Consider the following 22032-nt stretch of genomic DNA (forward strand, 5'->3'; position numbering starts at 1 on the left):
TCATGCTCCACTTAGTTGGAAGATGATTTCTGCATACTAGTTTTGATTAGTTTGAGTTGTAGGTCATACGTTAGCTCATAATGGAACGAGTTTTTGAGGTGTTCTCCCTTAAATACCAGCGGGATGGTATAAAGTGCTTTACCTGATTTCAGTTCCTGAGTTGACAATTGAAAAGTATTTTGCCCTAAAAGGTCGTCTTTATCAAAACGTTCGGCGGCTTTGAGCCCTAAACCTGCTGCTTGCAAACTACCAAACACGATGGCTAATGGTGTTTGATACTCTGCAATACTTACCATGACGGCAGGAATTTTGGCAATACCTCCAAATTCATTGATTTTTTTGACTAACTCTTGAGCTTTGGTATAATCGTCGATTTCATTTAACACTACCGAAACCAATAATCTCCCATTTTCTGGAACAACCAATTCAATGGGTTTGAAGCGCTCTGAAGTGAGAATTTGTCCTGCTTTGACAGACTCTACCCCAAATGACCCCGTAACGACTTGAGCGATTTTCCCTTGGTCATCAACAGCCGTGAGCGTGTAATTTAACACTATTTCATCGGCAAAGGATAAATCTTCTTCCAAATCTACGGCTTTCAATTGCTTTACTTGCATACGGGTTTGGTAATCTGTTTTCACAATTGTTTCGGCAACTGGCGTGTTTTGTTGCGAAGTGGATTGAGAAACAGGCTTGGCGGTTTTGCACGCACCCAGCGCCCATACAAGTCCAAATGAAGCGAAATACACTAATTGTTTTTTCATGGTGTGCAAAAAATTATAGGTATCTCTATTTTTACGAAAGTAAGTACGCAAAATCAAATTTAATTTTTTAGCTTTCAGCTATGGGCATTCAGCAAAAACATATCTATCGTTACTAAAAAACAATTTAACACTCTTTGCCTTATGCCTGTTGCCTAACACACAAAACTTAAATATAATTCTGCACGAATACTAAAGTAGAGATACCTTATGAAATTACACGGCAGGTTCTTGCTGTGTGAGACAGTGAAAACTACCTTGTCCCCAAATGATTTTATTAGACGGTAATCCAATTACTGGACGATCGGTAAATACCTGAGAAAGAATATCTAAAGCCACGTCATCGTTTTTACAATCGAACGTTGGAACCAATACTCCTGCATTACAAATCAAGAAATTAGCGTAAGAAGCAGGCGTTCTGAAGTCATCTACCATTACAGGAGTTGGCATTGGAATTTCGACAATATTCAACTGTTTGCCATTCAACAAACGCATTTGCTTGAGTAACTGAAGGTTTTCTTCCAAAATTTCGTGATTGTCATCTGCCTTATTCGGCTCTACCATCGTAATTACGGTATCTTCATTGACAAAACGAACTGTATCATCAATATGTCCGTCGGTATCATCACCAACAATTCCATCATTTACCCAAAGTACTTGTTCGGCACCATAGTAATCATACAAATACTGCTCGATTTGTCCTTGAGTTAAATGTGGGTTACGGTTTTCGTTCAACAAACATTCGCGACTAGTAAGAATCGTCCCAGCGCCATTAAATTCTACCGAGCCACCTTCCATAATAATACCTGGCGTTACATAATTCAAACCTCTATGTTTGGCAATAGCTGTAGGCAAATTATTGTCGTCGTCGAATGGAGGGTATTTTCCTCCCCAAGCATTATAGCCCCAATTGACAATCATTCGCTCCTTGGTTTCGGGATTAATCAAGAAGGCAGGACCGTGGTCACGACACCAAGCGTCGTTGGTAGGATTTACTAAAATTTCGATTTGATTAAGGTCGATTTCATATTTTGGTAACTCGCCCAAAATGAAATTTTTCAACGTCTCATCATTGACATTTAAGCCTACTTTCTCACCTTTAGAGATTGCTTTGATAAGACCAAAATACTGTGAATACATGAGGTGGCGTTTGTTGCCTTGCCAAGATGCTTCATTATGTGGGAACGTCAGCCAAGTAGCTACGTGTGGATGCCATTCAGGCGGGAAAAAAAATCCTTGTTGCTTCGGAGTCATGTCTACTTCATTTTAAACCACAAAGTTACAAAAACCTTGCCTTGTAACCTGAGTTTTCGGCGCGCCATATCTCGCTTGGGCAAGCCAAAACAAACAATTCACTAAATATCAAATACTTACACTTTGTTTTTTAATAAGATGTTAATTTTGTAACCTCTCCACTCAATACGCTACTTTGCCTCGTTGGGTCTTTCTTTCAGATTTTTTCTTCTTGTCCTTCAAGCGCTCTGCAATCATGGCGGCCGTGGGTTTAGTAGGTTTTCTTTTAGGGGCAACTGTCAAAGCCTTTGCCAATAGCGCCTTGAATTTCTTGATAACAAGCACTCTATTTTTAAGCTGACTTCTATCTTCTTGAGATACTACAATGAGCTCATTCTCTGAGTTTATTTGATTTTTTAACTTTTGTAAAATCAAAGCTTTCTGAGATTCATCGAGTAATTGGGAATTTACTACATTAAAACGAAGTTCTACTTTTGAAGAAACTTTGTTCACATTTTGTCCACCAGCACCACTACTGCGTGAGGCTTGGAATTGTAGTTCGGGTAAAAAATCTATTGCTAAAATATTCATAAAGTCGTTTTCTGGAATTAAAATTAATACTGTATTTTCAAACTGGTTAGAAGATGTTATGTGTTAATGGTATATCTGTTATTTGAAGGCACTCATCAGAAGGATACTAACTCAAATAGCGGCTGTTACTTCAAACGTGGAAACTCGAAAAATCATACATATTGATATGGATGCCTTTTACGCGTCGGTCGAGCAACGGGATAATCCCTCGCTGAAAGGCAAGCCTGTGGCTGTGGGTGGTTCGAGCGAGCGTGGTGTTGTGGCGGCAGCAAGTTATGAAGCACGTAAGTACGGAGTTCGTTCGGCTATGTCGTCCAAGATAGCTGCTCAAAAATGCCCCCATTTGATTTTTGTCAAACCTCGTTTTGAGAGTTACCGAGCTGTTTCGCATCAAATTAGAGAAATTTTTGCAGAATACACACCTTTAATAGAGCCACTTTCACTCGACGAAGCCTATTTGGACGTAACCAATAACCTCAAAGGTATAGCGAGTGCTACTCAAATTGCGATTGAGATAAAGGAAAAAATCAAGATGCAAACTCAACTAACGGCTTCTGCTGGAGTTTCTTATAACAAATTTTTGGCCAAAATTGCTTCAGACTTTAACAAACCAGATGGTCTATTTATTATAAAACCCAGCCAAGGACCTTTGTTTGTAGAAACCCTAGACATTGACCGCTTTCATGGTATTGGAAAGGTTACAGCTCAAAAAATGCACAAAATGGGCATTTTTACGGGGAAAGATTTACGAGAATACGAAGAGTCTTTTCTCATAAAACATTTTGGAAAAATTGGACGCTACTACTATCAAATTGCCAGAGGTATTGATACTAGAATCGTAAATCCTGAACGCATTCGTAAGTCGGTAGGTTCTGAAAATACCTTTATGCAAGACCTAGAAGCACGTGCCGAAATACAGCTTGGGCTTGAACCTTTAATCGAAGATGTATGGCGATATTGTACTAAACATGAGATATTTGGCAGAACGGTATCTCTGAAAGTCAAATACAACGATTTTCAAATAGTGACTCGTAGTCGGACGACACTCTCCCCTATTTTTGATGTATCTTTATTTGAAAGAATTTCATACGAACTTTTAAACCAAATCATGCCTCCCAGCAAAGGAATTCGACTTTTAGGAGTTTCGCTCTCAAACCTTAGCAATGAGCAAGAGATGGAAGGGAAACAACTCACATTAGAATTTTAGAAGAGCATTAATCACCTTACATTCAATTTATTAAGGGCAAAAAACTTGTTTTTCTGAAATTAAACAATTACCTTTTTATAACAAAAACTCTTACCGCCCTAAAACTCACACGGTTTTTGTCAGTTTTGTTCACAAACAATAAGATTTTACAGTCTTGTTATGCTCAATAACAACGACTTTTATACAACCGCATCTGGCGCTACATTTTTGCTAATCAATGAGATAGTTTATATCTCAATATAGGTATTGCGAAGCACATCAATATCTTCGCAAGCTTTGAAACACAGACACCATATACAGCATTACACACAGGATTTGTCGAATCTTTCAAATAACCCGTTTGACATACTTTAAAGCGGTTTTCACATACTAAAAACCGACATTCACACAATTTTACATTTTATTAATATACAGCCTTCTATCTTTGTTACTGTACTTTTCTCTTATTTCTAACAAACAACACTTATATAACTCTGTGATTTTTAACCCTGTAACCAAAATTACCAATTGAACTTTAGCAAGAAAAACCTCACATTATCTACAGTCTGTCCTTATTGTAACACACTTAAAATTATTTCGCTATGAGTTTTGAAAATTTTTGCATCGTCTCTCAAGGCAGCCTTGACTTTAAATTCCAAAAAATTAAAATCGCTATCGAAGACATTGTCATGCTGCAAGCAGATAGCAATTACACTCATGTTTATTTGAGTGATGGCAAACGATTTATATTCGCTCGTACAATCAAACTATTTGAGGATATGCTCAAAGATTATAGTTTTGAGCGCATTCATAAAACCTTTATTATCAATTGCGACCATTTACTGGGGTATGACTCAAAAACAGAATCTTTGGTCTTGAGCAATAACCTAAAAGCCAATTTGTCAAGACGTCGCAAATGCCAATTGAAAAGGCAACTATCGGTATTAAATTAAAAGGGATTAGGCGTAATTGCCTAATCCCTTATTTATGTAAGTAAGTGGGCAAAATTAATTTTGCCAGCTTTAAGCTCTAGGCTTTATGCCATAGGCTAAGAGTTAAAAGTGTTTCTCATGAAATAATAGAAACTTTTTTGCCTAATGCCTAGGACTTACAACCTAAAGTATATTAATATAGAGTTTGTCTGTTTAGTCGACTTTGGCAACAAGTACTTGTGAGTTTAACTCCACAGGCTTATTGAGTTTGTAGTGTGCCATCAATGGAAAATGGTCTGAAAAGCCTACCGATGAAACGGTTTTACAGCTTTGAATTTCCCATTGATGGCTATAAAATTGTTGGTCTATTCTTACAAAATATGGCTGGCGATTTAGCGTAAAACCCATTCCTTTGCCTACTTCTTCGAAAGCATTTTTGTATAATAAACTCATTTTTCCGTAAGCATAACCAAAAGGCGTTTCATTAAAATCGCCACAAAGAATTACAGGGTAGCGACTTCCTGCCACATATTCTTGCACCTCATCGATTTGTTGATAACGCGAATCAAATCCAAATTTCAGTCTTCCAAAACTATCGCCTAGCTCTCTAAAAAAGCTTGCGATTTTACCTTCTTTCAGTGCATCAAACGCTTGGTTGATACGAATTCCCATTGACCAAAAATGTACATTTACCACACGTACGGTATCTCCTTTATAAGCTATATCTGCTACAATGTAACCATTGATATTGGGCTGCCCTTCACGATTCCAGATACGTCCGTATTTCTTCACAATTGGATACTTAGACAAAAGTCCCAAGCCAACCTCCTCATTCAAATCGTCTGCTAATAGTACTGCTTTTTCGGCATAGTTTTTCTCAACGGTTGCGTTAGGCGAATATTCCTGAAAACACGCAATATCGGCATCTAGCTCATTCCATTGCGCAAAATCACTTGGAAAATCCGCAAACTTAGCACTGTTAAAACTCAACACTTTGAGCGAATTCGCATCTTGCAAAGCGGTCATTGGTTTTTCGCTTCCAATACCCATAAATCTACGAGCTAAAGGCGTCGCCAACAAACACCACACTAAACCTACCGTTGCAACAACTCTTTGTTTTTTAACCAATAAAAAAATAGATGCTAAACCACCCCAAATCAACGCTACAGGCAATGACATCATCATAAATCCTGCAAACCAATGTCCTGAAATTGGCCAATAACAAAATGCCATACTCAAAAACATATAACTCAAGCCCACAAATGAGAAAGGATAACGACGAAGGGCTGTCCACAACAAGCTAACGAATTCCTGCATCGTCTCGAATGCTTCGCTAGTACGAATCATCCAATAAAGAATAGATATATGTCTGGGAAATGTGATGTGTAGCGTCTTCATGTGTGTTGTGTTTAAGAAATTGACCTCAAGAGGTCAATTAGTGGTTTAATAAAAGAACGATGTAAGCATGCCTACACCGTTCTAGATATACTCAGTAAATAAAGGGCAAAAAACTATTTTACTTCAAAAGTACCTGTACCGATTTTGAATCCTTCCGAATATAACTCGATTGAATACTTTCCTGATTTGTAAGCAGATCCTTTGGCGTAAACTACATCTACTTTTTGGTCGTTGTTTTCAAACAACACGTTTTGTTTCACCGTGAACCCTAACTCTTTTCCATCGTATTGCATCGTTCCTGACGAACCATCTGCACTTACAACTGCACCAGTAGCGTCCATAATACGGATATAGATGTCTTTGTTGTTTCTTTCAGCAACAGGATTGCTAGCTAAGCCAAAAGAGATTTTCAAACGGTCAATTTTAGAAGCTTTGTAACGACCACCATCACGCACTTTACCATTAGACGCCAAGGCATATACCTCAACATTGGTTGCTTTCATGGCCGAAGCAATGGTTACTTTACGCTTCAATTCCTCATTTTGAGAGGTATAATCAGCTACCGTTTTGCTCAAATTATCTTTATCTGATTTCAAACCAGCGTTTTCACTCAATGCAGCTTGCTTTTCTGACTCTAAGTTTTTGTTGCGAGCCATCAAATCACCATTTTCTTCTCTTAGCTTGGTCAACTCCTCATCTTTGGTAGCCAAAAATGTTTCGTATTCTTTAATTTTAGCTTCGTATTTTTGGATAGAAAAACTCAAATCTGATTTCAATTTCTTCTTATCCGATTCTAATTGAGCTTTTACTTTTTCTAATTCGGCAACATTACCGCCCAACATCTCAACTTCCTTGATTTTTTCATCTAATGATTTTGAGATAGAATCTAATTTGATTTGTGTACTCGACAACTGTTCTACTTTTGTCGTAAGTGCTTTTTGTAATTCGAATGTTTCGTTACGAGCACCGATGAACAAATAACTCAACAAAGCGATAACACCTACTGTAACTCCTAATGCTACCTTAAAGAAGGTCTGATTATTATTATTCTCCATAGTTATTAATTTGCTTTAAAATGAATGGTTGGGATTGTTTTAAGAATCAATTTTAAAAAGTAAGGAAAAAATTAGTTACCACAATCATTTATAAGTTCCTGTTTTCGTTCGTTTTACATGAGCAAAATAACTGTAACGCTTTTAAAGAGGAGTTAAATCAACCTTAAATCGACCTTAAAAATTGTGGACTAGAGATTTTTGATTTCGGAATTCATAAAAACATCTTCATTGTCTATAACATAGTATCTATTTCAGCTTTCTTACAGTTGACGATATTATTCCAAAATACCTTTCAAAATTTTACCAAAATGTGTCGTTTAACCTATTAAAATCAAAAAGTGGTCAGAAATTGATTTCCTAACCACTTTTTGATTTTATTAGGTTGTTTAGACCTAAAGTATAATGTCTTTACCATTTTTAAAACAATCACTCAAACACTTAATCACAAATCACTCAATGGGACTGGCATTAAAATACTTGGGAAACTTACACGGAAAGTGGTGCCCTCTGAAGACGATTCTACGTCTATGTGTCCGTTATGCAGTTGGGTAATTCGATGTACTATTGTTAACCCTACTCCATGACCTTTTACCGATTGTGCGGTAGCGTTGCTTCTGTAAAACGGTTCAAAAATATTAGGAAGGTCTTTGGCTGGAATTGCTGGACCGTCATTAAAGAATGATAGTTTTATCCAATAACCATTGGTTGAGAAATCGACTTTGACGGTATTGTTTTCAGAAAATTTACAAGCATTATCCATCAAATTCATCAATACTACTTTCAGTGCTGCTTCATTGCCATTTAAGACCAAAGCATCTTCCTCCTCAGGAAAATCATGGAAGGAAATATGAACCTGATAATTTTCATGCCATTTTTGGACTTGACTTTTGGCATCCCAAAGCAACTCATCCATGCGTACTGATGTTTTGGCAATGGCATTAGAATCTATTGCTGTATTTGCCAAATCTAATAAGGTATTGGTCAGCTGTGTAAGAGTACGCGTATCATCTTTCAATGACGATAAAAGTTTTTGATATACCTCCACCGAACGTGGCTGTAGCAGAGTTATTTCAAGCTGGGAAAAAATTTTGGTTAATGGATTTTTGAGTTCATGCGAAACGTTTGCAATGAATATTTTTTGTGTCAAAAGGGTTTGTTCTACCCTATCAAGTAACCGATTGAAGGTATCTACCAACAAACCGATTTCATCCTCTCGGTCTGGGTGCTCAACTCTTTTTCCAATATTTTTAGGAAAAATAGAGTTTACCTGTCGCGTAATAGCTGACATAGGCGCCAACGCTTTATCGGCAAATATCCATCCACTCAGCCCCACCAGCAAAATAGCGACCAGTGTCATGACCATCAAAATTTTCCTTAAATCCGATAAAGCTTCTTTTCCTGCTTCATCTATGGCACTCACAACAATCCAATAATTTACGCCTTTGAACTGTACAGACATACCAAATATTTGATACGCGCCAGCCTCAAGATAGGAGCTTGCCTGTGTGGCTGTTACCTTAGGCAATACTTGCTCATGCACAATAGTATTACCCTGATTGGTCGAAAATACAATTTTATGTTCTGCTTGGCTGTAGACCGAAACCGACTCATCGTGCAAAATTTCTTTATCCGAAATATTAACCAGTTTCAGTACCGTGGTATCTGCCGCTTGAATCTCAAATAGTAAGGTAGCAGTCGTAACAGCGCTATTTTGAAGACGCTTATAAAAACGTTTTTCTAAATAGAGTTTACTAAAAAAATACACCCCTACCGAAAACAAAATCATAATGGCGGTTACAAGGGCTATAAACTGAAATGTAAGTCTGAGACGGATATTCATATATTGGATTGCTGAAGGATTTACCTAATTTATCACCTTTAGTACGTATCCCATGCCTATGTGCGTATGAAGTAGCTTGACTGTAAAGTCTTTATCAATTTTTTTACGTAAAAAATTCACATATACTTCTATCACATTAGTACCTGTGTCGAAAGTTACATCCCAAATTTTTTCAGCTAATTCTACCTTCGAAATCACTCGACCTTGGTGACGAATAAAATATTCCAACAGACCAAACTCCTTGGCTGTCAACGGAATCGTCTTACCACCTCTTGTTACAGACTTCATATCCAAATCCATTTCGAGGTCGGCAATTTTGAGTACGTTGGTAGTTTGTAAAGGCGCACTACCACGACGTGTAAGTGCTCGAATACGTGCAACCAACTCTCGAAATTCAAAGGGTTTCGCAAGATAATCGTCGGCTCCAGCATCGAGCCCCACAATTTTGTCATCGGTAGTACCTAATGCCGTAAGCATCAGGACAGGCGTGGCGATTTGAGCCTCCCGAAGTTTTTTACATAGTTCGAGCCCATTGAAGCCTGGCAAAATAATATCAGTAATAATCAAACTGTAAGGATGGCGTGAGGCTAACTGAAAACCCATCGGACCGTCGTAGGCAACATCTACTTCGTATTGTTGCTCTTCGAGACCCTGTTGGATAATTCTAACCGTTTTTACCTCATCTTCTATTAATAAAATTCTCATAAGCCTTGAGTTAAGTCAGTGAGTGGGGAGGAAATTCTAGTCCAGATACGAAACAATGGTTACGTGTTGGAGCTTGAAAACGTAAAAAGAGGACGAAAGTACTTACTCAGAGTTAATTTAACACATTTTATAATCAATTTCTAATAAAATATCCAGTAAAGTAAGCGTTGAAAAAACCTATTTTATTGTCAAAAATACCATTATAAGCTATATTAGGTATTTGAATTCTTAACCAACAAACGCTTTTCTAAATTAGATGAAAAAAATCGTACTTCCCTCACTCCTTGCTTTGGGCTTGAGTTTTGGCACACAAGCACAAAAACTAAATCCGACTGAACAAAAAATTGCTCAGTATATTGATGCTCATTTTGCTCAAACCGAGCAATTATTGAAAGATGCTGTAAATATCAATAGTGGCACACTCAACACTGCTGGAGTAAAACAAGTTGGTGATCTTTTTAAAAAAGAATTTGAAAAAATAGGCTTTGCCACCACTTGGGTCAATCTACCTGATTCGCTCAAACGAGCAGGGCATTTGGTGGCTGAGAAAAAAGGAAAAGCAGGTAAAAAGCTTTTTTTGATTGGTCACTTAGATACCGTTTTTGAAAAAGAAATGACTTTTTCTCCCTATACCTATATCAATGACTCAACTGTCACAGGTCAAGGAGTCAATGACATGAAAGGAGGCGATGTCGTAGTCATAGCCGCACTTCAAGCATTACAAGCTCAAAAGCTACTCGATAATGCCACCATCACAGCATACTTTACGGGCGATGAGGAAAGCGCAGGCAAACCAACCTCTGTGAGTCGTAAAGATTTTATTGACCGAGCCAAAACACATGATGTAGCATTGGCATTCGAAACGGCTGTGGGCTTACACACCGTGGCAACAGCTCGTCGTGGTGCAAGTGGTTGGTCATTGAAAACCTACGGAAAAACAGGGCATTCGTCAAGAGTATTTAGTCCAGAAATGGGATATGGCTCAATTTATGAAGCAGCACGTATCCTAAATGAATTTAGAGAGCAATTGAGTTCTGAAAAATATCTCACTTTTAACCCAGGCATGATTTTAGGCGGTGCCGAAATCAAATACAACGAAGGAAAAGCCAATGGTTCAGCAGTAGGAAAAACCAATATTATTTCACCAGAAACAGTCGTAAATGGCGACTTACGCTTTTTGACCGAAACCCAAAAAAATAAGGCACGTGAGGTTATGAAGGCTATTGTAGCCAAAAATCTTACCGAAACAAAAGCCGAGATTAGTTTCTCAGATGGTATTCCTGCGATGGAACCAACCGCGGCCAACGAGCAAATTTTAGCACAACTCAATCAAGTAAGTAAAGATTTGGGCTATGGCGAAGTAAAGGCTGGCGACCCAGGTTCGAGAGGTGCAGGTGATATTTCGTATGTGGCAGAATATGTAGCTTGTTTGGATGGACTAGGTGCATCGGGAAAAGGCGCACATGCCCCTGGCGAAACCCTCAATATCAAAGAGCTTCCTGCCTTAATCAAGCGCACTGCTATATTGATTTACAGATTGACAAGATAATTTTGAAGAAAAGGCAAAGATGAGATATATTCCTCTTTGCCTTTTTTTATACTACCACAGAAAAGGATATTCTATAACGTTCTATCTTTTAATTTTCCTTTCAAGTAAGCGACACTTTTGCGTGTAAGCCATTGAACATTTTCAGCGCTTCATTACTTGGTCGCTTAACTCATTTACTCAATTTATACCCAATTTTAACTATGAAAAAAGTATCTCTCCTCCTACTCATGTGGGTAGCGTGCGCCAGTTTTGGTATTGCACAAAAAAAACAATCATTATTCAACAAAAAAGACCTTAGCGGTTGGAAAATCTATGGAACCGAAAAATGGTACGTAGAAAAAGGGTTGCTCATCTGTGAAAGTGGTCCCGACAAAGAATATGGTTATCTGGCAACAGATAAAACCTTCAAGGATTTTGAATTGACACTTCAATTTTTGCAAGAAGCCGATGGTAATAGCGGGGTATTTTTTCATTCGAGTATCGAAGGAACCAAAATTAGCGGTTGGCAAGCAGAAGTAGCACCTCCAGGGCACTCAACTGGTGGTATTTACGAATCTTATGGCAGAGGTTGGTTGATAAAGCCAGCTGAGGAAAAAGACAAAGCGCTGAAAATGGGCGAATGGAATACCATGAAAATCAAGGTAGTAGGCAATAAAGTAACCACATGGCTCAATGGCGTGGAAATGATTACACTTGATGATGAAAAAATCGGCTCTCGCTCAGGCTCGATTGCTTTACAAATTCACTCTGGCGGTGGAATCAGGGTAAAATGGAGAAAAATTAATATTGTAGAATTATAAAAGCTTCAATACAGAAATAGGATTTTGAAATTCCATCAGCAAGCAAACTACGAGTACTTGCCGATGGAATTTTCTATCTTTTACCCAGTTTTTTGGCTTTACAGTTTCCCACCGTATGCCAAATCACCAGCGTCGCCAAGACCAGGAATAATATAAAATTTCTCATTGAGGCGTTCGTCTTTGGCTCCTATAAATAGTGATGCTTCTGGTATCTGTTCTTGAATATAAGCCAACCCTTCAGGGGCAGCAATAGCAGCGGCAATAATCAATTTGGCGGGTTTACCATATTGTAAAAGTGCTTGATAGGATTTTACTAAGGACTTACCAGTTGCCAACATAGGGTCTACCAACATCACTGTTTTGCCTTCCAATGAAGGGCAAGCCAGATAATCCATCTGAATATCGAAAGTTTCATCAGCTCGATGTTTGCCACGATAGGCTCCAATAAAGGCATTTTCTGACTTATCAAATAGATTCAAAAAACCTTGATAGAAGGGTAAACTTGCACGAAGAATTGCTACCAAAACAGGCTGCTCTGTTAATAATTCCGTTGATGCTTCTGCCAGTGGTGTTTGTACTTTTGCTGGCTGATAGTCTAAGGTTTTTGAGATTTCATACGCCAAAATTTCACCCAAACGCTCCATATTCTTACGGAATCGCATAGAGTCGTTTTGAACAGTGATGTCTCGCATTTCTGCTAAAAATTGATTAGCTATCGAATTTTGGGCATTGAGTATAAACATGAGGCTCTGGGATTTTTAGTATTTTGATGATATAAGCAGGGAAGAGATATGTTTAAAATTTCATTTGACATTTGTTGAAACAAACAAAATTTCTATTTGACACTCTTTACTTTTCTTGTCTTGACACAAGAAAAGTAACCGCGCGGCGGCCGCAAAAGAAAGTCAAGAAATCCTAAACTCGCCTGCGGCTCAAACAATAGGATTTCAGAAAAACAAATACAAATATTTCATTTTCAATAGATTATATAATAAAAAACTCTAAGATTAAATGATAAGTTATTCGTTATATCAGCCAAATTTAGGCTTTATCTACTAGATAAAAAACACTTTGTAAATTAGGGAACTACTAAATTAATCTAAGCTTAATCCAAACCTTTTGAAAATTACCTCATTCCTTTCTCAATTTTGTAGCTTAAACTTTTCATTACTCAATTTTCTTACCATAACGATACTACCTTTATGAAAAAATACAGTTTACTCATTCCATTTTTTCTCTTAAATACTCTTTTTTCTTTTGCTCAAAAATTAACACCGAAGGCGGTATTTATCATTGTAGATGGGATTCCTGCCGATGTGATTGAAAAAGCACAAACTCCAAACCTTTCGGCAATTGCTAAAGTTGGCGGTTTTAAACGTGCGTATGTGGGTGGTCAAAAAGGGACTTATTCTCAAACTCCAACGATCTCCGCAGTTGGTTATAATAGCCTTTTGACGGGTACTTGGGTAAATAAACATAACGTATGGAACAACGATATCAAAGCGCCTAATTATAATTATTGGACCATTTTTAGATTCTTCAAAGAACAGTATCCTCAGAAAAAAATTGCGGTATATTCTACTTGGCTCGACAATCGTACCAAGCTCGTCGGCGATGGTTTGGCACAAACCAAGCAACTCAAAGTTGACTATCATTCTGATGGTTATGAGTTAGATACTGCGACTTATAAGCATGACAAAGAACGTTGGTATATTCATCAGATTGATGAAAAAGTGAGCGATGATGCACAAAAAGGTATTCTTGAAAATGCTCCAGATATGACTTGGTTATATATGGAATACTCGGATGATATGGGACATAAATATGGCGATAGCCCACAAATGCAAAAGGCCATCGAATATGTAGATCAACAAGTAGGAAAAGTGTGGAGTGCTATTCAAGAAAGAGAGAAAAAGCATAAAGAAAAATGGTTAATCTTTATCACAACCGACCACGGACGTGATGCCCAAACGGGTCGTAACCACGGAGGACAATCTGAGCGTGAGCGTACTACATGGATGACTACAAATGCACAAAACCTTAATACCTATTTTAAGGAATACCAACCAGCAGTAGTGGATATTATGCCGAGTATTGCCCATTTTATGAACATTAAATTTCCTCAAAAACAAGCTTTTGAAATAGATGGCGTAGCACTCAACAGACCTGTTTCGGCAATTTTGCCAGAAGTAAAACTACTCGATAATCAGCTGGAAGTATCTTGGAAAGCATTGGAAAAGCAAGGCAAAATGAAAATTTGGTTGAGCACAACAAATCATTTTGAAGAAGGTGGCGAAGACCAATATCAACTAATCGGAACGACAGATTTGACGCAGGAGCATTTGATTATCAAAGATATTCCCGCTTCAAATTTCTACAAAATTGTACTAGAAAGCCCACACAATACCCTCAATCGTTGGATAGTGAAATAGGGTTCTTGAGCATCTAAAAAATTATCAATACTTTGCAATATGAAACAGCGACTTTCGACCATTCTATTGCAAAGTATTCCAGTCCTTTCGTTTATTGGACTGATATATATATTTACTCCCGAAGACCTTCTAGCTTGGGAAATGCTCAAACGTAATCCACACGAACTGAGCAATCTTTTTTCGTACACCCTTATGTTTGGTTGCTTTTATGCCAACTATTATTGGTTTACACCTCGCCTATATCTCACCGAGAAATATCTTTCGTTTTTAGGGATACTGCTATTGCTGTTTGGTTTTATTTATGTTATTTCAAACCAAATCAATTGGCCTATGATTCTTGGTGAATCACAAAATAGGATTTTACCTCCTCCCCCACATCTAATACACCTTACTCCACCACCATCTAATCATCCAGATATGGGTCATCATGGTCCTATGAATCCCCCAGGTATTATTTTTGATTTTGGAAAATCCATGATTTTATATTTGTTGGGTATTCTTTTTACGACCTTATTTCGTACTCGTCAGTTTCAATATGCGCTTACACAAGCCAAAACCGATGCAGAGTTAAAATATCTCAAAGCGCAAATTCACCCACATTTTCTATTCAATTCTCTCAATAGTGTTTATGCCATGTGTATTGAAGAAGAGGCGCCACAATCGGGTAAAGCAGTATTACAATTATCAAATATGATGCGCTATGTGATTTCTGATGCCCATGCAGATTTGGTTGATTTGGAGAAAGAGCTTACTTACATCAAAAACTATGTTGCTCTTCAAGAGTTGAGATTGGGAGATACCGCACAAATTGATTTTAAAATAGAGGGAAATAGCCACTCTTTAAAAATAGCGCCTTTATTACTGATTTCGATTATTGAAAACGCCTTTAAATATGGCATTTCACCAGAAGAGGATTCTCCAATCACGATACATATGAGTATTCAAGAACGGCTTTTATCTCTTTTAGTAGAAAATAAAATCCACCCCAATATTCTACCCAAAGAAAGTACTGGAGTAGGTTTGCAAAACACAAAGCAACGATTAGAACTAAATTACCCCAACAAAAATTGTTTGGTAATCAATCATAATCAATATCTTTTTTCGGCATCCTTATCGTTGGAGTTGAATAAATAAAGAATTCCACACTCGTAATTTACGAAGGACTAATGCCCAATACCGCTAATCCCTTTTGAAATGCCCACTTTAAAAGCCATAGCCCTCGACGATGAACCACCAGCTTTGAAGGTACTAGGTAGCTTGTGCAAGCGAAACTCTAATATCAACCTTGTGCAAACTTTTACCAAACCTTCCGAAGCCACATCTTTTTTGCAGAACCACGCGGTTGATTTAATTTTTTTAGATATCAATATGCCTACCATTTCTGGTATTGATTTCTTCAAAAGTATTCCACAACCTATCATGCTCATTTTCACAACGGCTTTTAGCGAATTTGCTTTGGAAGGTTTTAATCTTCAAGCGATTGATTATTTACTAAAACCCATCACACCCGAACGTTTTGAGCAAGCTTGTCAAAAAGCCTTATTATATTATGAAAAAATATTGAGCACCCAAGAAGAAGAAAATATACCTGAATACCTCCAAATCAGAGCCGACTATAGTTTACATCAAATTGCTTTTGAAGATATTATTTTGGTAGAAGCCCTTGATGATTATGTAAAAATTCATTGTACAACAGGTAAACCTATTGTTGCTCGTATGACATTGAAAAATTTACAACTCAAATTGCCAGAAAAACTCTTTATCAGGGTACATAAATCCTATATTATTTCTTTCAATAAAATTAAAGCCTTGCGGAATAAAGTAGTGTATTTGCCCAATTTTGAAATTCCACTCGGTCCTACTTACGAAAAGGTATTACTGGCAAGATTAAAAGGTTTAGATTAAAAATATTCTTGTAGGCATCCGTTTATTTCTTTTCAAAACATATCTTTCACCGACACATTTTTATTCTTCACCTCAAAAATATGCCTTTTCGTAACGCTTCATGCTTAAACTAGGTCATGAAAGTAAAGTAACAAGACATATCTCGAAATAGGTATCTAATCTAATAAACAACTGTGTTATGAAAAGAATTGATTTTTTGAAAAGAGCAGGTTTGGGTTTAGTAACAGCACAAATCGTAGCATGCAAAACTGAAAGTGTAGACCCTACATCAAGCTCAAGTAGCTCTAGCTCGTCATCAACGACAACTAGTGGCTCGACAAATACAAGCTGTACAAGTACTCCATCTGAGACAGAAGGACCTTTTCCTACTAAAACACCTTCGTCTTTAGTACAAAACAATATTACTTCTGATCGTACTGGAACCAAATTGACGGTTAAGATAAATATCCAAAATAAAAATGCAAGTTGTGCTGGTTTAGCTAATGCTATTGTAGACATTTGGCATTGCGATGCAGCTGGCAACTATTCAGAATATGGTGGTACTGGCATGCAAGCTACTAATTATACAACAGTACACTTTCTGAGAGGTCGCCAAGTTACAGATAGCACAGGTTTGGTTACTTTTACGAGTATCTACCCTGGTTGGTATTCAGGTAGAGCTACACATATTCACGTCCATGTGTACAACAGTTCGGGAACGTCATTATTGGTTACACAAATCGCATTTCCTGAAGATATTTCTAAAATTGTATATGCACAAGGTGTGTATGCTAGCCATGGGCAAGCAGATACTACCAATGCAAAAGATAACGTTTTTGGAGATGGTGTAACTTACGAAATGTCAACTGTTACAGGTAATACCACCGACGGCTATGTCTTAACACATAATATTGTAGTTTCAGCATAAGGCAAGAGGCAAGAGGCAAGAGGCAAGAGGCAAGAGGCAAGAGGCAAGAGGCAAGAGGCAAGTAGAAAAAATTGCTACACACCCTATCTACTCGGTGTTGAACTTTTTTTTCTACTTTTTGATAAACTAACAACTATACCCTGTCCCCTAATCCCTAGAAAACAACCATGTCCAAAGGAATCATTCAACTATGTTATCGTAAAATCATAGACGCTAACTCTACCAAGCTTTGGGACAAGTATGTGTTTGATGATACTCATCAAGAGTTTTTTATGCAAGCACAATTGTATAACCAAGAAGGCAAGTTTAGAACTTATCATGAAATTCTTGAGAAAAATCCGCAAGCAGAAAAGCTTCATTTTTTGGTAAGTACTGCAGCTGTTGGATACATTCAGCAGCTTAACGGAGTTGTTCCCGAAGTCACTAACGCATTTGGCAAGCTTTGTTTGTCGTTTGAAAACTTCAGATTTGAAATTATTCAATCACATATTAGTGACAAACAACAACACAGAGTAGCTATCTATTTTTATAGCAAACCACTTTTATGGATAGATACCATTGGAAACCAACTCTTGGTAAGTCATTCGGCTCAAATTCAAGAAGAGCAAGAGACTGATTTGATTGCCTTACAACCCTTACTCAATATTAGTTCGTTTAAAGCTACTTCAACCATTATTTGACAGCTATGATTACACAAACTGAAGGGCGTATCATTCTGTCCGATATGCAACCACATACGCAAACACCAACCTTTCACAAGACTCATATTTGGGAAAAAGGTGAAACACAAAACTACGAGCTAGAATATGTAGAAAAGGTATTGCTTTTGCCAAACTGCACATTTAGTCTACCTGTTTCTTCCGTCCACTCTATCTTGATTATTCCCTACATTGGTGATTTATATGTAGAAAATACCCGAATAGGACAAAAATGTATTGAAGAGCATCAAACATTTTCTTTGCAAGCAAACCTATATTCTGAGATACTTAATCCTTATCAAGATGAAATGGTCACATTTTTTATTGCAAAATATTCCAATGTACTAGCAGAAGAACTTAAAGATATTTCGATTCAGGTGAGTAAAAATGAACTACTACCAATACCTGCGTCATCGTGGATAGGACAGTTTGATGGAAGGCAAAAAGGCGAAGTATCTTTAAGCAATAACCATAAAGATATCTTAGTGTATGTGGTTGATGGTGCTTTCGAGGTTCAAGATAGGCTATTACACGCAGAGGACGCGCTGTTACTAAATTCAGTCGATGTAGTAGACTTTGAAGCTCTTTCGAACCAAGCCATTTTATTGATTTTTGAATTAGCATTACATACAAAAAGGGGATAAAGTAAGCACCCTATCCCCTTATACGTAATCCTACATCAATTATTTATCAGTTTTATCTCCAATAGAAAACCCTAATTTAAGGCCAAAGAAACTCGTAAAATCATTACTTGAAGCACCTGAAACATCGCTAATTTTGCCCACAAACTTATGACCATCAGGCATACTAGCCGAAGGGTTACTTACCCCTACAGTGCCATTCAAGCGATCTGTAAAAGCAAATCCTGACTGTGCTACAAACGAAAGTTTTGCTTTTTCTGAAAGTTTAAACCCTACCTCAAATCCAAATGGAATAATCAAGTCATTTACACCTTCAGGGCTACTTGCAGTACCATCAGCATAACGAATGACTGCGCCATTTTGACTAACCTGTGGGTTATATGCAATCACGCCCAAACCAACAAATGGCGAGAATGTAGGCTTTTTCCCCTCTCCTTTCCCAAGTTGATATTTCGCTAAGACTGCCGTCTGGAAAAAGCTTGTTTTACCTGTATAAGTATATCCAGAATAAGCATTGGTCGCTATAGAACCGAAATCAAAACTAGCATTTAACGAAAACTTTTCAGTCATTCTTTTTTCGATAAACATCCCATAGGTCAAACTACCTGTGAATGCCTGTCCATCGCCGATAATAGAACCAAAACCAGTTTTTACACCAATACTCCAAGGTGAAGTTTGCGCTTGTGAAATAGAGGCAATAGGAAAACAGTTGGCTATAAAAATAGCCAATACAGCCAAAGAGAACTTTTTCATGAGGATACTGTTTAAGTGATCAATAATAGCAGGAAGGAATATGTACCTTCTACTGTATCTGACGACTATTCATGAAAAAGTCACAATCAATCTTTTTTACTTCTTAAAAATAATGGCTTTAATAGGTTGAATTCTTGTAATAACGAAGGTCGGAATTAGTAAAACAAACAACACTAATGACACTGTTGCGAGATTAAGAAGCAAAATGACACCCCAATTCATGGTTATTGGGACGGTGTTCATGTAGTAGTTGGCAGGATCAAGTGGAATAAGTTTAAAATATTGTTGAAGAAGGCAAAAGCCAATACCAATAATATTGCCGTAAACCATACCTTTAAAAATCATCAAAAAGCCACTCCAAAGGAATATCTTACGAATTTGCCAGTTGGAACTACCAAGTGCTTTAAAAAGTCCAATCATAGGAGTACGTTCCATCATGAGCACGAGTAATATCGAAATCATGTTGAAGCAAGCCACAAACAAGATTAGGGTAAGAAAAATCACCATATTTCGATCCAACATTCCAAGCCAGTCAAACAAACCCATAAATTTATCTGTCACCTTTTCGAGCTTCATATCAGGTTGCATTTTATCCTGAACTACTTTCGACGAAGCTTGTATGGCGTCGAAATCTTTCAAGTATATCTCATAAGACCCAACGGAATCAGCGCCCCAACCATTTATTTTTTGAATCAATCCTAAATCACCGATAATCAAGGTTTTATCAAATTCCTCCAAACCTGTTTCATAGATTCCAGAAACATTCAATTTTCGAGGGCGATCTGGAGCGTTCAAAAAGTAAATAATTGCGTTATCACCAACATCCAATTTTAGCTTGTCTGCAATGATTTTACTAATCAAAATATCTTTTGAATAAGTGGTATCGTTAAATTGAATAGGCTTTCCCGCAATCATGACAGAGTGGAAATTGGTTGTATCAAAATCTCTGCTAATGCCTTTCATCACCACGCCTAACATTTCCTCAGGTGTTTTTAAAATACCTGCTTTCTGAGCTGATACCTGTAAATGCTTTATGTCGGGAATATTTTTATAATGACGATACAAATCAGTTTGTTTCGTAATAGGATATTCCTCATAAGATTCATTAGCCGAAAATTTGGCTACACGAATGTGGGGTGTAATACTAAAGAGTTTTTGTCGAATTGCATCCTTAAAACCAAACAATATACCAAAGGCAATAATCATAACCATCAATCCCAAAGCAATGCTGCCTATGCCGATTTTGGTAACTGTGGCCGAAAAAGATTGAGATGCTGTATTTTGAATACGATTGGAGATATATCTAGGGAAATTAGTCATAATTCAAGTGTTTCAAGCATGAAAGCTGATATCGTAGGGGTATTTTTTGAGATTTTCTAAAACACCCAAATTTATTCGAATCTACAAACAAAGTTTATGAGCAGATTACTAAATCATAATGAAGGTTAAAACTTATTACGTTTACTTTTCAATCTACAAATAAAAAACAAATGTTTCGTATCCTCAAACATCAACTCATTTAATATAATTTAAGCATATCATGGCATTCGGTTTTATTTTAAAAAGAAATAGGTTGGCATCTGTTATATTATGCTATTTTTGTCAAATCAATACATTATATTTTCTGACACATCGACTCTGTGAAGTATTTAGAGTACGCATATAACCTGTACCCAAGCATCCTCAAAATCATAAAGTACCTAGTAGGTGCTTTGGTATTTCTATGGTTAATTGTGTTTACTTATCTCAATTTTATACCTTCTTCAAAAAACTGTTATCATGCTGCCATTCTACAAAAGCAAAAGCTTTTGGAAGAAACACCGTCTCCTCGCATCATCATTACGGGAAGCTCGTCGGCTTCTTTTGGCATCAATAGCACTATTTTACATAATGATTTTAATTTGCCTGTTGTAAACATGGCACTTGACTCTGATTTGGGAAGTAGTTTTATGTTAAAACAACTCGAAGGTCATCTTCAGCCAAACGATATCGTGTTATTGGTGGTCGATTACCAGACTTCTCAAAAAGGGAATCTTCTTCCTCAATTAATTACGGGCGACTATCTCTCTGAGGCCCGTGATTGGCGTTCTTCATTTACATTTTCAGAGCGTTTGAATGGACGTTTAGCCTATTATTGGTATATCTCAAAGTCCTTTTTTTTAAGCTTATGGGATATGGCTCATATTTCTAAAGAATCCTCTTTTAGTAATATTTATACCAGTCAGGGTTTTGATACAAAAGGTGATTTAGTTTCGCATTTGGGACAGCCCCCTTATATCAAGAATTCTTTACCCGCATTGGTAGTAGATAGCACGCTGAATCAACAAATCGAAGAAGTAAATAGCTTTAACAGATACGCTACCCAAAAACAAGCAAAACTGTTTTGGGTAATAGGCAGTTGTTCTGAGGGGTATTTCGAACAAAATCAAAAGGCTGTTCAGCAGTATGAAACGGTGTTGAATAATACCTTATTTTGCCCAATTATTGGGAATAGCCTAACTGGTGTAATGGACGATGCTTTATATTTTGATTCTCAAAATCACCCTAATGCTGAAGGACGCAAGATTTGGACCTATCGGATTGTAGAATTATTGGATAGTTTTGACTTCTAGCTCAAACAGATGGAAATCAAGCTTCTATGATTAT

21 protein-coding genes are annotated in these 22032 nt (G+C 37.2%); 11 read left to right on the forward strand and 10 right to left on the reverse strand.

The window, feature by feature from the left end:
• Window positions 1-11 precede the first annotated feature (11 nt).
• The 3 genes from QM481_RS18840 to arfB form a co-directional block, all read right to left on the reverse strand.
• Window positions 12-764 (reverse strand): hypothetical protein, encoded by a 753-nt coding sequence (locus QM481_RS18840; RefSeq protein ID WP_283382886.1) that lies wholly within the window; start codon window positions 762-764, stop codon window positions 12-14.
• 213 nt (window positions 765-977) lie between these two features.
• Window positions 978-2015, reverse strand: coding sequence for an agmatine deiminase family protein (locus tag QM481_RS18845; protein WP_283382887.1), 1038 nt, complete (start codon window positions 2013-2015; stop codon window positions 978-980).
• A gap of 162 nt (window positions 2016-2177) precedes the next feature.
• The gene (arfB, locus tag QM481_RS18850; protein WP_283382888.1) at window positions 2178-2585 is read right to left on the reverse strand and encodes an alternative ribosome rescue aminoacyl-tRNA hydrolase ArfB; all 408 of its coding nucleotides are present in this window, start codon (window positions 2583-2585) and stop codon (window positions 2178-2180) included.
• Between the two features lie 136 nt (window positions 2586-2721).
• On the opposite strand from arfB, the gene dinB reads away from it, so the two are divergent.
• Window positions 2722-3792, forward strand: a complete 1071-nt coding sequence (gene dinB / locus QM481_RS18855) for a DNA polymerase IV (protein ID WP_283382889.1) — start codon at window positions 2722-2724, stop codon at window positions 3790-3792.
• 581 nt (window positions 3793-4373) lie between these two features.
• Complete coding sequence (locus tag QM481_RS18860) at window positions 4374-4724, forward strand: LytR/AlgR family response regulator transcription factor (protein ID WP_283382890.1); 351 nt, start codon at window positions 4374-4376, stop codon at window positions 4722-4724.
• 192 nt (window positions 4725-4916) lie between these two features.
• Here the strand turns inward: QM481_RS18860 and QM481_RS18865 are convergent, their stop codons facing one another.
• From QM481_RS18865 to QM481_RS18880, 4 genes are all read right to left on the reverse strand, one after another.
• Entirely contained in the window at window positions 4917-6101 is a 1185-nt protein-coding gene (locus tag QM481_RS18865; protein WP_283382891.1) for an endonuclease/exonuclease/phosphatase family protein, read from the reverse strand.
• Between the two features lie 113 nt (window positions 6102-6214).
• A complete protein-coding gene (locus QM481_RS18870; RefSeq protein ID WP_166550524.1) occupies window positions 6215-7156 on the reverse strand; it encodes a DUF8428 domain-containing protein in 942 nt (313 codons plus the stop codon).
• A gap of 442 nt (window positions 7157-7598) precedes the next feature.
• The gene (locus QM481_RS18875) at window positions 7599-8996 is read right to left on the reverse strand and encodes a HAMP domain-containing sensor histidine kinase (protein WP_283382892.1); all 1398 of its coding nucleotides are present in this window, start codon (window positions 8994-8996) and stop codon (window positions 7599-7601) included.
• 24 nt (window positions 8997-9020) lie between these two features.
• Window positions 9021-9701: a response regulator gene (locus QM481_RS18880; RefSeq protein WP_166550522.1), complete on the reverse strand. Its 681-nt coding sequence runs from the start codon at window positions 9699-9701 to the stop codon at window positions 9021-9023.
• Window positions 9702-9957: 256 nt separating this feature from the next.
• Here QM481_RS18880 and QM481_RS18885 point away from each other — a divergent pair, with 256 nt between their 5' ends.
• Entirely contained in the window at window positions 9958-11250 is a 1293-nt protein-coding gene (locus QM481_RS18885) for a M20/M25/M40 family metallo-hydrolase (RefSeq protein WP_283382893.1), read from the forward strand.
• A 200-nt stretch (window positions 11251-11450) separates the two neighbouring features.
• Window positions 11451-12050: a 3-keto-disaccharide hydrolase gene (locus tag QM481_RS18890; RefSeq protein WP_283382894.1), complete on the forward strand. Its 600-nt coding sequence runs from the start codon at window positions 11451-11453 to the stop codon at window positions 12048-12050.
• A gap of 98 nt (window positions 12051-12148) precedes the next feature.
• Here the strand turns inward: QM481_RS18890 and upp are convergent, their stop codons facing one another.
• Entirely contained in the window at window positions 12149-12793 is a 645-nt protein-coding gene (upp, locus tag QM481_RS18895) for a uracil phosphoribosyltransferase (RefSeq protein WP_283382895.1), read from the reverse strand.
• A 459-nt stretch (window positions 12794-13252) separates the two neighbouring features.
• On the opposite strand from upp, the gene QM481_RS18900 reads away from it, so the two are divergent.
• The 6 genes from QM481_RS18900 (at window position 13253) to QM481_RS18925 (ending at window position 18636) form a co-directional block, all read left to right on the forward strand.
• Window positions 13253-14482, forward strand: coding sequence for an alkaline phosphatase family protein (locus tag QM481_RS18900; protein WP_283382896.1), 1230 nt, complete (start codon window positions 13253-13255; stop codon window positions 14480-14482).
• A gap of 39 nt (window positions 14483-14521) precedes the next feature.
• Entirely contained in the window at window positions 14522-15616 is a 1095-nt protein-coding gene (locus QM481_RS18905) for a sensor histidine kinase (RefSeq protein WP_283382897.1), read from the forward strand.
• Window positions 15617-15676: 60 nt separating this feature from the next.
• Window positions 15677-16387 carry a LytR/AlgR family response regulator transcription factor gene (locus QM481_RS18910; protein ID WP_283382898.1) on the forward strand — a complete coding sequence of 237 codons (711 nt, stop codon included), beginning with the start codon at window positions 15677-15679 and terminating at the stop codon, window positions 16385-16387.
• Window positions 16388-16565: 178 nt separating this feature from the next.
• The gene (locus QM481_RS18915) at window positions 16566-17294 is read left to right on the forward strand and encodes a dioxygenase family protein (RefSeq protein WP_166550515.1); all 729 of its coding nucleotides are present in this window, start codon (window positions 16566-16568) and stop codon (window positions 17292-17294) included.
• Window positions 17295-17461: 167 nt separating this feature from the next.
• Entirely contained in the window at window positions 17462-17974 is a 513-nt protein-coding gene (locus QM481_RS18920) for a hypothetical protein (RefSeq protein WP_166550514.1), read from the forward strand.
• 5 nt (window positions 17975-17979) lie between these two features.
• A complete protein-coding gene (locus QM481_RS18925; protein WP_283382899.1) occupies window positions 17980-18636 on the forward strand; it encodes a pirin family protein in 657 nt (218 codons plus the stop codon).
• A 39-nt stretch (window positions 18637-18675) separates the two neighbouring features.
• On the opposite strand, the gene QM481_RS18930 is transcribed toward QM481_RS18925, so the two are convergent.
• Together QM481_RS18930 and QM481_RS18935 are read right to left on the reverse strand one after the other, a co-directional pair.
• Window positions 18676-19386, reverse strand: coding sequence for a porin family protein (locus QM481_RS18930; RefSeq protein WP_283382900.1), 711 nt, complete (start codon window positions 19384-19386; stop codon window positions 18676-18678).
• Between the two features lie 96 nt (window positions 19387-19482).
• Window positions 19483-20706, reverse strand: coding sequence for an ABC transporter permease (locus QM481_RS18935; protein WP_283382901.1), 1224 nt, complete (start codon window positions 20704-20706; stop codon window positions 19483-19485).
• Between the two features lie 320 nt (window positions 20707-21026).
• On the opposite strand from QM481_RS18935, the gene QM481_RS18940 reads away from it, so the two are divergent.
• On the forward strand, window positions 21027-21998 hold the full coding sequence (locus tag QM481_RS18940) for a hypothetical protein (protein WP_283382902.1): 972 nt from the start codon (window positions 21027-21029) through the stop codon (window positions 21996-21998).
• Window positions 21999-22032: the final 34 nt, after the last annotated feature.

This window comes from Flectobacillus rivi (genome assembly GCF_030056655.1).
GTDB classification, from domain to species: Bacteria; Bacteroidota; Bacteroidia; order Cytophagales; family Spirosomataceae; genus Flectobacillus; species Flectobacillus rivi.

Coding starts and splice junctions, on each gene's coding strand:
- QM481_RS18915 (WP_166550515.1), top strand. CDS start 16,566: ATGAAAAGAATTGATTTTTTGAAAAGAGCAGGTTTGGGTTTAGTAACA.
- QM481_RS18925 (WP_283382899.1), top strand. CDS start 17,980: ATGATTACACAAACTGAAGGGCGTATCATTCTGTCCGATATGCAACCA.
- QM481_RS18860 (WP_283382890.1), top strand. CDS start 4,374: ATGAGTTTTGAAAATTTTTGCATCGTCTCTCAAGGCAGCCTTGACTTT.
- upp (WP_283382895.1), bottom strand. CDS start 12,793: ATGTTTATACTCAATGCCCAAAATTCGATAGCTAATCAATTTTTAGCA.
- QM481_RS18845 (WP_283382887.1), bottom strand. CDS start 2,015: ATGACTCCGAAGCAACAAGGATTTTTTTTCCCGCCTGAATGGCATCCA.
- QM481_RS18865 (WP_283382891.1), bottom strand. CDS start 6,101: ATGAAGACGCTACACATCACATTTCCCAGACATATATCTATTCTTTAT.
- QM481_RS18890 (WP_283382894.1), top strand. CDS start 11,451: ATGAAAAAAGTATCTCTCCTCCTACTCATGTGGGTAGCGTGCGCCAGT.
- QM481_RS18880 (WP_166550522.1), bottom strand. CDS start 9,701: ATGAGAATTTTATTAATAGAAGATGAGGTAAAAACGGTTAGAATTATC.
- QM481_RS18920 (WP_166550514.1), top strand. CDS start 17,462: ATGTCCAAAGGAATCATTCAACTATGTTATCGTAAAATCATAGACGCT.
- QM481_RS18910 (WP_283382898.1), top strand. CDS start 15,677: ATGCCCACTTTAAAAGCCATAGCCCTCGACGATGAACCACCAGCTTTG.
- QM481_RS18840 (WP_283382886.1), bottom strand. CDS start 764: ATGAAAAAACAATTAGTGTATTTCGCTTCATTTGGACTTGTATGGGCG.
- QM481_RS18900 (WP_283382896.1), top strand. CDS start 13,253: ATGAAAAAATACAGTTTACTCATTCCATTTTTTCTCTTAAATACTCTT.
- arfB (WP_283382888.1), bottom strand. CDS start 2,585: ATGAATATTTTAGCAATAGATTTTTTACCCGAACTACAATTCCAAGCC.
- QM481_RS18930 (WP_283382900.1), bottom strand. CDS start 19,386: ATGAAAAAGTTCTCTTTGGCTGTATTGGCTATTTTTATAGCCAACTGT.
- QM481_RS18885 (WP_283382893.1), top strand. CDS start 9,958: ATGAAAAAAATCGTACTTCCCTCACTCCTTGCTTTGGGCTTGAGTTTT.
- QM481_RS18935 (WP_283382901.1), bottom strand. CDS start 20,706: ATGACTAATTTCCCTAGATATATCTCCAATCGTATTCAAAATACAGCA.
- QM481_RS18870 (WP_166550524.1), bottom strand. CDS start 7,156: ATGGAGAATAATAATAATCAGACCTTCTTTAAGGTAGCATTAGGAGTT.
- QM481_RS18905 (WP_283382897.1), top strand. CDS start 14,522: ATGAAACAGCGACTTTCGACCATTCTATTGCAAAGTATTCCAGTCCTT.
- QM481_RS18875 (WP_283382892.1), bottom strand. CDS start 8,996: ATGAATATCCGTCTCAGACTTACATTTCAGTTTATAGCCCTTGTAACC.